This is a genomic window from Rhodothermaceae bacterium (genome assembly GCA_009838195.1).
Classification (GTDB): domain Bacteria; phylum Bacteroidota; class Rhodothermia; order Rhodothermales; family Bin80; genus Bin80.
The window spans coordinates 58,650-73,450 of record VXSC01000044.1 but is presented as its reverse complement, the minus strand read 5'-3'; the positions used below and the strand labels follow the sequence as shown (position 1 = coordinate 73,450).

General features: G+C 51.4%; 10 protein-coding genes and 1 tRNA gene. 5 read left to right on the top strand and 6 right to left on the bottom strand.

The features are described 5' to 3' along the window. Positions 1 to 3 precede the first annotated feature (3 nt). Genes F4Y64_10085 through F4Y64_10070 form a run of 4 tightly spaced genes read right to left on the bottom strand, consistent with a single transcriptional unit; the run spans position 4 to position 3,892 of the window. Positions 4 to 1,020 (bottom strand): tripartite tricarboxylate transporter substrate binding protein, encoded by a 1,017-nt coding sequence (locus F4Y64_10085; protein ID MXX97947.1) that lies wholly within the window; start codon positions 1,018 to 1,020, stop codon positions 4 to 6. Beyond that, on the bottom strand, positions 977 to 1,492 hold the full coding sequence (locus F4Y64_10080; protein ID MXX97946.1) for a DinB family protein: 516 nt from the start codon (positions 1,490 to 1,492) through the stop codon (positions 977 to 979). The genes F4Y64_10085 and F4Y64_10080 overlap by 44 nt, the downstream gene beginning before the upstream one ends. A gap of 50 nt (positions 1,493 to 1,542) precedes the next feature. Continuing rightward, the gene (locus tag F4Y64_10075) at positions 1,543 to 3,117 is read right to left on the bottom strand and encodes an amidohydrolase (GenBank protein MXX97945.1); all 1,575 of its coding nucleotides are present in this window, start codon (positions 3,115 to 3,117) and stop codon (positions 1,543 to 1,545) included. 4 nt (positions 3,118 to 3,121) lie between these two features. Continuing rightward, the gene (locus F4Y64_10070; GenBank protein ID MXX97944.1) at positions 3,122 to 3,892 is read right to left on the bottom strand and encodes an NIPSNAP family containing protein; all 771 of its coding nucleotides are present in this window, start codon (positions 3,890 to 3,892) and stop codon (positions 3,122 to 3,124) included. On the opposite strand from F4Y64_10070, the gene F4Y64_10065 reads away from it, so the two are divergent. Genes F4Y64_10065 through F4Y64_10055 form a run of 3 tightly spaced genes read left to right on the top strand, consistent with a single transcriptional unit; the run spans position 3,887 to position 8,404 of the window. Then, the gene (locus tag F4Y64_10065; protein MXX97943.1) at positions 3,887 to 5,209 is read left to right on the top strand and encodes a DUF4147 domain-containing protein; all 1,323 of its coding nucleotides are present in this window, start codon (positions 3,887 to 3,889) and stop codon (positions 5,207 to 5,209) included. The two genes, F4Y64_10070 and F4Y64_10065, sit on opposite strands and share 6 nt — an antisense overlap. Continuing rightward, positions 5,202 to 7,214, top strand: a complete 2,013-nt coding sequence (locus F4Y64_10060; GenBank protein ID MXX97942.1) for a thioredoxin domain-containing protein — start codon at positions 5,202 to 5,204, stop codon at positions 7,212 to 7,214. The genes F4Y64_10065 and F4Y64_10060 overlap by 8 nt, the downstream gene beginning before the upstream one ends. Before the next feature lie 11 nt (positions 7,215 to 7,225). Continuing rightward, on the top strand, positions 7,226 to 8,404 hold the full coding sequence (locus F4Y64_10055) for a thiolase family protein (protein ID MXX97941.1): 1,179 nt from the start codon (positions 7,226 to 7,228) through the stop codon (positions 8,402 to 8,404). On the opposite strand, the gene F4Y64_10050 is transcribed toward F4Y64_10055, so the two are convergent. Next, positions 8,359 to 10,374 (bottom strand): DUF4097 domain-containing protein, encoded by a 2,016-nt coding sequence (locus F4Y64_10050; protein ID MXX97940.1) that lies wholly within the window; start codon positions 10,372 to 10,374, stop codon positions 8,359 to 8,361. The two genes, F4Y64_10055 and F4Y64_10050, sit on opposite strands and share 46 nt — an antisense overlap. An 81-nt stretch (positions 10,375 to 10,455) precedes the next feature. Next, on the bottom strand, positions 10,456 to 11,556 hold the full coding sequence (locus F4Y64_10045; GenBank protein ID MXX97939.1) for a DUF4097 domain-containing protein: 1,101 nt from the start codon (positions 11,554 to 11,556) through the stop codon (positions 10,456 to 10,458). Positions 11,557 to 11,704: 148 nt separating this feature from the next. On the opposite strand from F4Y64_10045, the gene alaS reads away from it, so the two are divergent. Beyond that, a complete protein-coding gene (alaS, locus tag F4Y64_10040) occupies positions 11,705 to 14,578 on the top strand; it encodes an alanine--tRNA ligase (GenBank protein ID MXX97938.1) in 2,874 nt (957 codons plus the stop codon). Positions 14,579 to 14,619: 41 nt separating this feature from the next. Further along, positions 14,620 to 14,705 (top strand) — tRNA-Ser (locus tag F4Y64_10035). The last annotated feature ends 96 nt before the right edge of the window (positions 14,706 to 14,801 follow it).

Here is a 14,801-nt window from a genome sequence, read left to right as displayed (position 1 = left end):
CAACTATTCTAGGGAGAGTCCGGCTTTATCCAAGAGCAAACCATTTTGGAGATCCTCTTCGTACAGAAATGCCCTCAGGGTACTTCCTGTGATATGTCGCAATTGAAATCCGGTGCGCTGGATAGATCGCCTGAATTCGGGTCGCCTTGAAATATTCCAGACTGCAACGCGCAAAAACTCCAGTCTTGCATCTGGCAGGTTCTTCGGAGCTGCAAGTGCAAACCAACTTCCCAAGGATTCGTAGTCAAATCCCGATTCCTTAAGAGTGGGGATATCTGGTGCAGAGGGGAGTCGCTCGCCTGACATGGTTGCCAGGATTCGTACCAGGCCTGCTCTGCGAAGCGAGTCAACAGCAGACAGAGATGATATGACGATGTCAACGCTGTCCGCCAATAAATACTGCAGAGCGGGAGCCGATCCCTGACTGGGCTTCCATGATATTACAGATGCATCGAGACCAGCGACCTCGAGTAATCCGATTCGGTTTAGATCCCATAGACCGCCAATGCGGGAGCCGCTTGCCGTCAATGTTTCCGAGCTCGCTCTTAGTCCAGTAATGAGGTCGTGGATGGTCTCCCAAGGAGCGTCATGTCGGACCGTGACCACAGGGGGATTCACGGCGATCAGTGCAATCGAGGAGTAGCTGTCAAAGTTAATACGCGTGAGTCCCGTCCAGTGCATCATCGCGATGTCCTCAGTGAGGGCTCCCAGCGTATAGCCATCGGCCTCAGATCGTACCAAAGCCGCGTGGCCAATGACTCCATTGACTCCGGCCTGATTCACGACATTGACAGGTTGATCGAGCTCCTTCTCAAGAGCACTGGCTAAAACACGCGAGGCAACATCACCACCTGTTCCCATTTCCCAGGGTACGATGAAGCTCAGGGGGCGACTTGGATATGCCTGCTCAACCCCAGAGGTCTGGCAGGCACATAGCGAAATAAATAGTAGGAGGCAGATACTTCCTATGCGGCGGTCATCCACCACTCCAAGGCGGTGCAATCCCGTTGGAGCGTGCATAAGCAATCATCTGCCCGAGATGTTCATGGGTATGCCCTGAAATAATCCCCAGCACTCCGTAGTGATTCATAGTCATACCGAAGATCTCAACAGTACTGCTCAGGTCGGCTTCGGCCATAGAGTCCAGGAGTTCCTTGACGTGTGCTTGCGAAGCGGCCAACCGTGCCATAGCTCCCTCCTTAGTATCGGTTGCGGATGCCTCGTAGTCCGACTCGTGTCCGAGCATTGCTGCGATCCCAAAATTGGCATCGGACACATGATTGAGTACTTCAACAACAGAGCGAATGCCCTCGGCAGGACTCCAGTCAAAATGATCTTCAGGAATGGCGTCAGCCAAGCTATTGAGTTTCTCGGAGGCTTGGGAGAAATCCATGGAAACAGCACCCAGATAAGCGCTGTTGTCGTGCTCTTGAGCAGTTGCTGGCAGAACCAGAGCGGCTGCAAGCAAGAAAAATGTGACGTTTCGTAACATGAGATTGATGTGAGATGGTGTGAGCGAACTAATATAACGGTTCTTGGTGTTTATTGTGCTTTTTTGAGGCGCTGCTCCTCTACCATAGCGGCCACATCCTCCAGGAGTGCTTTCGCATCGTAGATGATTCCGTCCTTGATGGTATAGTCTACTCCTCCCACGAATTCGACCTCGCCTGTCTCATCGTTGAGCTTCATGGCACCTGTTCCATAAAGGACCTTGAAATTCGCCAATGGGTTTTCACTCACGATCAGAAGGTCTGCCCGCATACCGGCGCCGATCACTCCATACTCAATGGGTTTCTGGAGAGGTTTATAGATTTCCATCGCTCCGTGCATGGTCGCTGCACGGACGACTTCCAGCGGATGAAAGCCCGCCTCCTGCAGCATTTCCAGCTCGAGGATCGTTCCAAACCCGAAGAGTTGATAGATAAAGCCACTGTCACTGCCAACGGTCACTTTCCCGCCGCGATTCTTGTATTCGTTCAGAAACTGCATCCAGACTTGATAGAAATTCTTCCAAGCAACCTCATCGTGCGTCGTCCAGTCGAAAAAATAAGACCCATGATCGGTGCGACTTGGATCGAAAAATTTCTGAAGGCTTCCAAGTACGTATTTGTCATTCCAGTCTGTATTCCGGGCCCGCATCACGTCGCGTCCGGCAGAATAAATGGCCATCGTGGGGTTGATATAGTAGTCGAGTTCGAGGAACTCGTCCATCACGGAATTCCAGAGATCACCCTGCGGGGTCACAAGCGACCACTGCCGTGCGACCTGCGCAAAACGCATCTGTTCGTCATTATAGTCCATATCAACCGGCCAGGGTTGGACATCATTATGGTCGTACAATGCTTCAAAGAGCCCATAGAAATGCGTCATGCTACCAAGCCCGAGCCGGGCTGCATCCAGCGCATTCATTTGAGCAACTCCCATTTGCCCGAGATGAGCGGTAGACCCAAGGTTATGCTTGGCCGCTTCATCAAGCAAAGCAGCCATAATGTTCGGTGGGTAGGAGCCAAGCTTCAGTCCATCCACACCGGATTCTGCGGCAAACCGTACCCATGCGCGTGCGGCTTCCGGTGTCGCGACTGGTCCCTGATCCCAGCCGCTGCCCGGCCGGTGATAGCTGACCATATGGGGAGCCGTAATCTCATTGAGGGCACTCCGCTCCCTCTCCTTCAATGACCAGTCGAATCCGCCGAAGGATACCCCTCGCACGGTCGTGATTCCATGAGCAAGCCAGAGTTTGTAGATATATTCTGCTTCAGGAGTCTTAGGGATTCCGCCTGTGTGAGCGTGAAGGTCCACGATTCCGGGCATCACGTATTTGCCGTGAGCATCAATTTCGCGGGTAGCTCCATCCGGGCGCCTCTCCTCATTAATGGCGACACGCGGAGCCCCTACACTGCGGACGCTTACGATCTGATTTCCTTCAATCACAATATCCATGGGGCTGCGTGGCGGTGAACCAGTCCCATCAATCACGGTGGCACCTCGAATAATCAATCGTTCAAAGGGACCTTCCCCTTCGGTGCGATCAGGCGCGGGTGCTACCTGCGCGGAGACGAGCAGGGGGGTATGGATGAATACGAACAGAAATACATAGAGAATTGGTGAATAACGCATGTGCTTAGATCTGCGAAAATGGGAGGGGACGGAGAATAAAGTCGGTAATATTGGAAACCGTATCTGCATAAGTCGGGTCATCCCGCAGTGCAATCCATTCTGGATCGACGATAAACCTGTCCCACGCTGCATCTCGCTCGGACATGCTTTCAAAACCCAACATGTACGTGAGATTGGGCATTTGCGGTCCAAAAATTGTTTCACCAAAAAATACCGGAGTCAATCCTGTCTTATGGAAGATAGCAATCTCGCCACCCTCATTGAACATGGCGATTTTCTTCTGCCCTGCAATCACGTTGTGACTCTCATAAATGCGTAACTCGAAGATCCGGTTTGGTCCTTTCACAGGTACCGCGACTTGCGGCATATCTACAAAAGCGTGCATGAGTTGACGTTCCTGACGCACGTAAGATGGATCATCCAATGAGGAATTCAGGAAAGAGGCCCCTGAACGTCGAAATTCCTCGTCATCAAGGAGCAACGTACTTCCACGCAGGACAGTCTCTACATTTTGATGAGGTACCAGAATATAAAGTGAGGGGTCATTGGGACCATATAAAGGGGAGAAGACTCCAATGGGGCCAATCCCTAGTCGGCCGTAAGCGGGCAATACTACGTCTCGATAAAAATCAGCGACACGCGACTTTCGGGGGCCTATATTCGTATGATACGTGATCATCTCGAAGTATTGACGTTGCCGGATATCTGTGCGGGGAGTCATGAAGGGAGTGACAGAGGCGAAGGGGATAGAAGACATAAATGAACGACGATGCATGACAGCACAGGATTGAGTGGGATTAAAAATAGCAATTCCGAATTAATCGAAACAGCAAAGAGAATCTTTGATGCGGCAGTGAGGAGTGTGAGTGCACCCCAGTTCATGGAGTCAGCAGGAGATTTATTGATTTCGGGGCAGAGCCGTGTTGTGGGAGCAGGCAAAGCTGCGATGGCGATGGCGGCAGTCTTGGAGCAGCAATTCCCCGAATGCCTATTTGAAGGCCAGGTGGTTGTGCCTCATGGCTATATCAACTCGTTTCCCAAAGGCCAGTCTCCTCCCAAAACCATCAGAGTGACGGAAGGGGGGCATCCAGTCCCGGATGAGGGGAGTCGACGGGCTGCAGCAGATGCACTCCGAACCGCACGGGTCTGCGGCGTGGGAGATACGCTCATAGTTCTTCTTAGTGGCGGAGCTTCGGCATTGTGGAGTCTCCCATCTTCGGGTCTCACACTGGAGGATCTACGTAGCGTTAACCAGACGCTATTACGCAGTGGCGCAAATATTCATCAGATCAATGCGGTCCGCAAGCATCTATCGGCGATCAAGGGGGGGCAACTTGCGAAGGCAGCATGGCCGGCGCGTACCATCACATTAGCTGTATCTGATGTCGTTGGGGACAATGAGTCTGTCATTGGAAGTGGTCCGACCGTTGCGGATCCGACGACTTGGGACGATGTGGCAGATGTAATCGTTGCTTATGATCTAGAGATTCCCCCTGGAGTACGGAAGCACCTGAAGTTAGGACTTAAAGGGGTTCAGTCAGATACCCCCAAGCCAGGCTCGGAACCGTTGGAGAGGTCTGATTTCCAACTGTTGGCTTCAAATGATCATGCTCTGAAAGCAGCAGAGTTTGCAGCAGAGCAAATGGGCTATCATATTGTGGGTACAAACTCCGGCGTCCATGGTGAAGCACGGGATATCGGGGCGGCCATGGCCCGGGAGACTTTGAATTTAGGTCCTGGGGAGTGCGTCCTCTGGGGAGGCGAAACCACCGTCACAGTGCGGGGGGCCGGTAAGGGTGGACGCAATCAGGAATTGGCACTTGCTGCCGCGTCTGAATTCAGTAATAAATCCATAGATGTAGTTTTACTCTCCGGTGGCACCGATGGGATTGATGGGCCAACGGATGCTGCGGGTGGATGGGCCATTCCCGGCACGGTTGCCAAAGCACGATCCATGGGTATTGATCCCTATGCCGCATTAGAAGAAAATGATGCCTATCATTGTCTGAGAGCGTTAGATCAACTTCTGATTACAGGCCCAACTCATACGAATGTAATGGATATCGGGATTGGACTTCGAGCCCATGAGTAATCGCCTCGCCTTTGAGAAAAGCCCGTACCTACTACAGCACAAGGATAACCCTGTGGATTGGTGGCCCTGGGGAGCGGAAGCTTTCGTGGCTGCCCGAGAGACCAATCGGCCAATATTTCTTTCGATCGGGTATGCAACCTGTCACTGGTGTCATGTGATGGAGAGAGAGTCGTTCGAGGATGTGGAGGTGGCCCGGCTGCTTAACGAGTCATTTATCAATATCAAGGTTGATCGGGAGGAACGCCCCGATATTGATGCCATCTATATGAACGCCTGTCAGATTTCTACTGGACGTGGCGGTTGGCCATTGACCGTCATGATGACCCCAGCAATGCGTCCATTTCTGGTGGGGACATACTTTCCCAGGACCGCGCGCTATGGTCATGAGGGGATGTTGCAGATCATTCCAAAGGTTGCGGAGGTATGGCAAAAAAATCGCGATCAGATAGAGAGAACGGCAGATGAGTTTGTACGGGCGCTGGAACAGTCCGCCGACCTGGATCTCTCTGGAGAAGAGCTATCGGTGGACACCCTCCATAGGGCATTCCAGCACTTTGAACAGCAGTACGATCCGGTAAATGGCGGGTTCGGACGTGCACCCAAGTTTCCATCTCCAGAGCGGATGCGCTTCTTGCTTCGCTATTGGCACCGCACTCAAAATCCTAAAGCGCTCGAAATCATTCAGCATACCCTCCAGAAAATGCGGCGTGGAGGACTCTACGATCAATTGGGGGGAGGCTTTCATCGCTACAGTACAGATGAGATCTGGCGAGTCCCCCATTTTGAGAAGATGCTCTATGATCAGGCGTTGTTGATTCTCATCTATCTGGAAGTATACCAAGCGACTGGCGGGTTTGAATACATGCAGACAGTTTCTGATACACTGCAGTATGTGCATCGTGAGTTACACCATCCTGACGGTGCATACTTTACTGGAGAGGATGCAGATTCCGAAGGAGTTGAGGGGAAGTACTATGTCTGGGAGATGGAAGAAATCCATAGGTTACTGAAATCCGATGAAGTAAAGCAGATCGCGCATGTATTCAATCTGAACGAAGGGGGGAATTACCTGGATGAAGCGACTCATCAACGGACGGGAAACAATATCTTCTACCGCACTTCAGAGGGCCCTCTCGAGGACCACGCAACCCTGGAAGATGCGTGTAATCGATTATTCCGGCATCGGTCGAAGCGGGTACGTCCTCTTTTGGATGATAAGGTGTTGACAGATTGGAATGGGCTCATGATTACAGCACTTGCCCAGTCTGGGGTGGTGTTGGAGGATCCCAAGTTCATTCGTCGGGCAGAAAAATGCGTGCGCTTCATTGAAAAAAATATGATGCCGGAGCCGGGCAGGCTGCTCCACCGATGGCGGGAGGGTGAGGCGGCGATCGAGGGGCTCCTGGATGACTACGCGTATATGATCATGGGATTGCTGGCACTATATGAAGCGACAGATCAGGAAGATTATTGCACGCTCGCACGGGCACTTACCCAGACGGTCTTGGATGATTTTAGATCTGAGAAGGGGGATTTTTTTATGGTCAAGCGCAATGGCGAACCACTTCTACTGCGGCCCAGACAGCCGTTCGATAGCGCAATCCCCTCCGGCAATTCCGTGATGATAATGAATCTATTCCGCCTGGCTCGTGTCATAGGTGATCCTGATCTAGAAGCAACTGGGCATCAGTCCATTGAGGTGTATTCAGGTGGGATTTCGAAGTATCCAGATGGGTTTAGTGCAACACTGACAGCGCTTGATTATGGAATGGGGCCGAGCACCGAAATCATTGTCTCAGGTCCGGGCGACCAACAAGAAACCCAGGCAGCATTGGCGGATCTTAGAAAAGTATACGCACCTAACGTGGTCATCCTTGCGCGTCCAAATTTTGGAGGCGTAAGCGAGTTTGCAATCCATGTGTGCCACGGAGCCACCTGTGAGCTTCCGACTCAGGACACCGAGGCAGTTATCGCTCGCATTGCAAGAGCTGCATCACAAAGATGAATATTCCAATAATGAGAGATGTCTTCGTTTTGAGTGCCACACGCTCCCCGATTGGACGTTTTGGAGGAGCGCTTTCAGCACAAAGTCCTGCCATTCTAGCGGCTCCGGTTTTTCGATCAGTACTGGATCGGGCAGCGGTATCGGATCGGTTGGTGGATTTGATTCTGATGGGACATGTTTTAGGAGGTGGTCATGGGCAACTGGTTGCACGTCAAGCGGCGAAGCATGCGTCAATTCCTGATTCAGTAAACGCAGTTGGCGTTGATATGGTGTGCTCTTCCGGGATGATGAGTTTGATGATGGGAGCTGCCTTCATCCAGTCTGGTACTTCGAATTTAATCTTGGCAGGTGGCGTTGAATCCATGTCCCAGACGGGATTCGCACTCTCAAGCAAGGCCCGATGGGGATATAAGTACTTATCCGAACCGAAAGAGGGCGTCATTGATTTGCTTCATAAGGATGGACTTTCAGATCCTCTCAATGGAGAGTCTATGGGCGTGCAGGCAGAGCGTTTGGCACAAAAGGTCCAGATCAGTCGCTGGGAGCTTGATGAAGTAGCTGCTGAATCTCATGCCCGTGCGCATTCGGCGACCCTACAGGGCAGATTCAACGCAGAGATCACCCCTATCTCCACAAAAAAGGGGCTTCTTGAACAGGACGAAGGGATTCGGCCAGAGACCACTGCAGAGACACTCTCCAAACTGAGGCCGGTTTTTGCACAAGATGGAGTGTTAACGGCTGGAAATAGTAGTCAGATTAGCGACGGATCAGCTGCGATCTTGCTTGCTAGCGGGGAATTTGTGCGTAGCCACGGTCTACAACCCATTGCTCGTATCCTAGGGCATGCGTGGGCTGCGGGGGGCTGGGAGCGTTTTGTAGAGGCTCCGATTGAGGCTTCTCGGCGTGCATTGAGCGTCGCGGGAATACGGGTGGCGGATATTGATCTCTACGAGAACAATGAAGCATTCGCTTTGAGTACGCCGCTGTTTGTCGGGGGACTGGAGATTGATCCCGAGAGGCTGAATGTGAATGGGGGCGCGATCGCGCTCGGGCACCCAATTGGGTGTTCAGGGACCAGAATTGTTGTGACCCTCATTCATGCACTGAAAGCACGGGAGAAATCATTGGGTCTTGCGGCACTCTGTCACGGAACGGGGGGAGGGACTGCTCTGGCACTTGAGATGTTATAGTTCTCGAGGGGAACAAGAACAATATCTCCATTGGTTGCGCGTACATGAATTAGTGGGGTGCCTTCCTGGGTTGCCATTCTCAGTTTAGGTTCTGTGCCGGGGTTGGATAGCCCCCATCCACTCAAGTCCAAGTTTTTCCCAGCCAAATCAAGCGTTGCTGAAAAATTTTCGGGCGCGGAAAGTATGACATCACCATTTGAGGCGTTGATCCTGATATGTTGGGTATCCGCCACTCCCACTTCGACATCTCCATTTGAGGAGTTAAGCATCAGGCTTCCGGTGATCTGACGAATCTGTACGTCGCCATTTCGCAAATGCATATCTGCGTGTGCAGAAATAAGTCCAGCTTTAATGTCTCCTTTGCTTGTCGTTTTTGCGGTCACAAACGCACCAGTGATGTGTTCAGCGATGATATTTCCATTAGATGTCTGCAATGAAATTTCTCCGCGAGAGGTTACATTTTCCACAAGGATGCTTCCCCTGATACTCTTGGCAAACACGGATCCACCTTCAAGGTGTTTTACAGTAATATTGCCAGAGGAAGAGTTCAAATTGACTTGATGCTTGGCAGAAACGAGCCCTATCACCAGATTTCCCTGAATCGTTTTCGCCGAGACGGATCCTCCTTCAAGGTGTTCGGCTGAGACGGCGCCATCCGACGTCTTGAGTTCAAGATTATTGCCCGCAATCAACCCAAGATTCATGGAGCCATTAATGGTCCGGGCGAGGAGGGATGAAGCATCAATCTGCCTGGCTGTGATGCTTCCATCTGAGGACTGGAGAGTGAGAGTTTTGCTGGAGGTGATCTCTCCAACTTTGATATTGCCGTTAATTGATCTTGCCAGCACGGATTCACCTTGAATTTTGTTGGCATTGATCGTTCCATCCGAGGTTCGTATTTCGGCATGATCACCGGACACGAGTCCGAGATTCAGGGGGCCATTAATGGTTTTGATCATCAGGGAAGAAGCATCAATTTGATCGGTTGTGATGCCTCCATCGGAGGATTGAAGCGTGAGCACAGTGCTGGCGGTGATATGCCGAATCTTGATGTTACCGTTAATTGATCTGGCTGACACGGAGGAGCCTTGAAACTTCTCCACACTGATCAATCCATCGGAGGTTCGTATTTCGGCATGATCACTGGATACCCGTCCCAAATTGACATTGCCATTTATTGCTTTGGCTGTCAGAGCCCAAGCATCAATTTGTTTGGTCGTTATGTTTCCATCTGAGCTCTGAAGGAGGAGGTCTCTTTTAGATGTCAGTTCCCCAATCTCGATGCTGCCATTAATCGATCTTGCTGACACAGAAGTGCCGTGTATCTTGTCGGCGGTGATGCTTCCGTCTGAGGTTCGAATCTCTGTATCTTCGCTGTGAAGAAGGTTTACAACAATGTTGCCATTAATCGTTCTGGCAGTCACAGATGATCCCCGGAGCTCTTTGGCGGTGATGTGTCCATCGGAACTTCGTAGTTTTATCGGCCCCCCGGAAATCGAATCGACAGCGATCTTTCCGTTGGATGTCCTGATTTCTGCCCCAGCCCTGAGCTCATTTACCAGTACCTCCCCAGTGTGTGTACGAAGCTGGGAGTACACGGTTGGAGGCATAGCAATAGCCACGTCAATAGTTGGTGGGTTACGCCAACTACGACGATCTAATTTAATCCAGTCAGGCTCCGAGAGTAGTTGTAACGCTCCTTCTTCAAGAGTCAGGTCAAAATACTGGCTTTCGTAGTAATCATCTACTCTCTCCTGGTTTTTCCCCGTCACCACGACTTGGAGGGCTATATCCGACCGGTTTGATGTATTGATTGTGATGTTGGCATTCGGTGCATCAATAATCAATTCAGAAACGGCACTGGCATCAAATTGCTGCTCAATCGGAGTGAATGCAACCTGGGCACTGGCAAAGGTGACAACCGACAAAAACAGTGAAGTGATCAGGATGTATTTCGAGTAGGATCGCATGATTTTTCGGGCTGGAAATTTGTCTGCGTGGTTCAGGACGGTAGATTACGGACAAGCAATCCGATCAATTGGCAGGAGAGCCTATTGTTCCATCGCACGCATGACGACATCACCATCAGATATATGCACTCGAATGAGTGCTCCGCCACCGTTGAGGTCCCCGTCAACTCGTGAGTCATCAAGGTCTCCCGAGAAGTTTGAAAAAGAGTCCATCTCTATATCTTTTGCTCTGATATTCAGTGTGGCAGGCAGATTTTGCGGCATTGTTAAGAGTGCATCGCCAGAGGAGATCGTCACGTTGATATTTTCGGGATCAATCAGCCCTAATGCCACATCGCCATCACTGGTTCTGAGCGTCAAGCTTCCAGTAGCCGTTCCAATGGTTATCTCGCCATCAGAGGTTCGCACTTCTGCGTTGGATGAGATGACTTCACCGATCGCGAGATCTCCGTCGGATGTTTTTGCGTCCAATTTTCCGTTGATGGAGTCAATCATGATGTCGCCATCAGAGGTTTGAATCTGCAGGTCACCAGCAACATCGCCCAATTTGAGATCGCCATCACTGGTTCTAACCGAAATAGAAGCTCCTTCCAACCAACCAGCTTCAATATCTCCGTCTGACGTCTGTATTGCAATTTTTTCGCTGGAGGCAGCTAAAATGCTGATATCTCCATCACTGGTCTTAACCGAGACAGAGGCGCCTTCCAACCGTGCGGCCTCAATATCCCCATCACTGGTCACAATTGTCGTTCCAGCGGTTAACTCACCAATGACTAGATCTCCATCAGATGTGCGGATATTTGAGGAGATATTGGATGGCATGTTGATCGCCACATGAATATTTACCGAGTTACGCCAGCCGTACAATGTTCCACGGGTTCTTTCGCTTTTTGAATTCACATGCAGTGTTCCACGGTCAAGTGTAACACTGAAATTTTGCTTCTCGTAATAGTCCATCGCTTTGTCACGGTCGTCACCTTCCACGGTAACCTGTACCTCAACAGTGGATACATCGGATGTATTGACGGTAACATCGGCATCTGCAACGCTAACCATGAGGTCACGAACTTCATCAGCAGCATATTTCTCGTCAATTGGAGTAAGCGTGATTTGCGCCTGAACCGAGGTCGCTATCATGATCAAAGTCAAGGCGGCCGGAATGAATTTGGGATGTACGTACATTGGGCTGGGTTTTTTAAAATGCTGAACCTGCCGTACGCAACAACACTTAGTCAGGTTGCAGACAGCTCGTCGGAGGTACTCTGCTTTTGCCAAAAGGCACAAGATTCCCCAGTTAAGCGTTCTATAGGGTTGTGAATTATTCTCCCTGATGGCGACATACAAAAGCACTGCACAGATTCGAGCGGAATTTTTGGAGTTTTTTCGTGAGAAGGGGCATATGATTGTTCCAAGTGCCTCTCTGGTCCCTGCGGATGATCCTACGCTGCTCTTTATCAACTCAGGAATGGCGCAGTTCAAAGAGATCTTCCTGGGGCAGGAAACGCGGTCGTATGTTCGCGCGGCAGATACCCAAAAGTGTCTGCGGGTATCTGGAAAGCATAATGATCTCGAAGAGGTGGGACATGATACGTACCATCATACTTTCTTCGAAATGCTCGGCAATTGGAGCTTCGGGGATTACTTCAAGGAGGAAGCGATTGACATGGCCTGGGAGCTATTGGTAAACCGCTGGAAACTTCCCGAAGATCGACTGTATGCGACTGTACATAAGGGCGATGTTGCTTTGAACCTTGCTGCGGATGAAGAGGCTGCCACTTTGTGGAGGCGCTATCTCCCCGAGAATCAGGTTTTGTACGGTAGTACGAAAGATAACTTCTGGATGATGGGGGAGACAGGCCCCTGCGGCCCCTGCTCCGAAATCCATATTGATCTGCGTCCTGATGAATTGCGCCAGCAAATTCCCGGGCATGAATGTGTAAACCAAGACCTCCCGACAGTGATTGAGCTGTGGAATCTGGTGTTTATCCAGTATGACGCTCAGGTGAACAAGCCATCGCCCAGCAAGAGTACTTCGACTGACACTGCCCAATCTTCGGTGAATCTGCTCCCATTAACTGCCCGTCATGTAGATACAGGCATGGGTTTAGAGCGTCTTGCGGCGGTGATGCAGGGCAAGATTAGTACCTATGATACGGACGCGTTTAGGGAGCTTTTGGATCAATTGGCTGAATTAACCCCGGTCTCTGGTATCCGAGGTTATGATGATATTGATTCTGCGCTGGACATAGATGCGATCCGAGTGGCAATGCGGGTGGTTGTAGATCATATTCGCGGGACCGTAGTCGCTGTTGCGGATGGGGTCGTCCCCGGGAATGTGGGGCGGGGATATGTGATTCGCAGGATCCTGCGCCGTGCAGTACGCTATGGATACACCACTCTGAAGATCAAGGAGCCATTCCTTTGTCGCTTGGTGCCCGTTGTGATTGAATCTCTTGCGGAGATTTTCCCAGAATTGCGCACTAGAGAGAAGCTTGTCACAGAAAATATTCGCGGGGAAGAGCGTGCATTCTTGCACACACTAGGACGTGGATTGGCACTGTTTGATCGGGTATGCGATTATATAGATGGGGTCACTTCTGAGGAGGAAGACGCGTTCGTAGACCAATTACGGGAAGATGCCTCGGCCCAGGATCTCTTACGGAAAGCCTACGCAAGTACGATGGACAGGGCTGTGCCAGGCGAAATGCTTCGCCGGTTTGTCTCGGTCGTTAAACTGAGCCGTATCCCGGGAGAGGTTGCATTTCTATTGCATGACACCTATGGGTTCCCCATTGATCTGACGCAGCTCATGGCCCGTGAGCGGGGGCGCCGGGTCGATATGTCACGCTTTGAAGAGTTGATGGCAGAGCAGAGGCACCGCGCACGCAGTGCGAAATCTACAGAAGCCGTAGTTCAGTCAATCGGGAAGGTAGATGGAAGCCACAAGTCGGAGTTTGTTGGCTACGAGCAGACCACTCTGGAAGGGGCGCGAGTTATTGCATCGGACGAAGATGCGGGAGTCATCGTACTGGACCGGAGTCCTTTCTATGCGGAAAAAGGAGGACAGATTGGAGATACTGGAACACTTAATTTCGATGGTGAAGTGATCCAGGTGACAGACACGCAGATTGTGGGAAGTCAGATTACTCACAGGGTGGATCGCTTTCCATCGACGCTGAAGTGCCCAGTAACGGCTATCGTAGATGCAGAGCGTCGTCATCGAATTGCAAAGCATCATACGGCAACACACCTGATGCATGCCGCATTACGAGAGGTTCTAGGGCCTGGAGCAGAGCAGAGGGGGTCGCTAGTCGCAGAAGGACATCTACGGTTTGATTTCAATCACTATGAGCGGGTAAGTGTGGAGGATCTACGACGTGTCCAGGATCGGGTCAATGAGCAGATACAGCGAAATATTGCTGCGGAAATTGATCCAGAGGTTCCCTACAAAGAAGCATTGGCACGAGGGGCAACAGCACTCTTTGGAGAGAAGTATGGGGATGTGGTTCGCGTGGTCACGTTCGATCCAGCGTTCTCTGTAGAATTATGTGGGGGGACTCATGTGCAAGCCACGGGTGAAATAGGACTTTTCATATTGCAATCCGAAGGCTCGATTGCCACGGGGGTCCGCCGCGTTGAAGCCATAGCGGGAGTGGATGCAGTCGATATGGTGACTCGGGAGCGGACCTCACTGGAGCAAACCAGAAGGCAGTTCAGGGGATTAAAGCGCCCCGTGGAGGAGTCTGTGGCAGAGCTCCTTGAGGCGAATCGTCTCCTTCAGAAGGAGGTGGAAAAACTTCGTCATGAGCGACTTTCCGCGCAGTTGGATGGAGTACTAAACAGTATGGTCACCGTAGATGATATTCATTTGGCTACCGGGCAGATTGACGATGCAGATATGGATATGTTGCGGGCACAGGGGCAGGAGCTACGGCAGCGCCTGAATGCATCCAGTGTAGGGATCTTGGGTGCAAGGGATCCCGGTGGGCAAAAAGCTTATTTGGTGGCTGTTGTGACGGATGACTTATTATCCAAGGGCGTGAATGCAGGGAAGATAGCTGGTCACTTTGCGCGTCAAATTGGCGGTGGGGGCGGGGGCCGGCCGGAGCTTGCCACAGCGGGTGGACGAGAGCCTGAAAAGCTAGGTGCTGTGCTCGAGAATGCACCAGAGTTGATTCGCAGCGTATTGCCTGCATCGGCATAATCACGAACAAACCACTTTCCGTGTTCGTTGACGGGCGTTTCGGAGGGGTGCCGGAGTGGTCGAACGGGGTGGTCTCGAAAACCATTGTAGGCATTGCCTACCGGGGGTTCGAATCCCTCCCCCTCCGCTTTCTTCTGAGATGTGGGTATACCCGATCAAGCACAAGGCTACCTCAGAAGGCCTATCTTCTGAAAGAGTCCGTCTGTTCCCGAATCTTAACCTC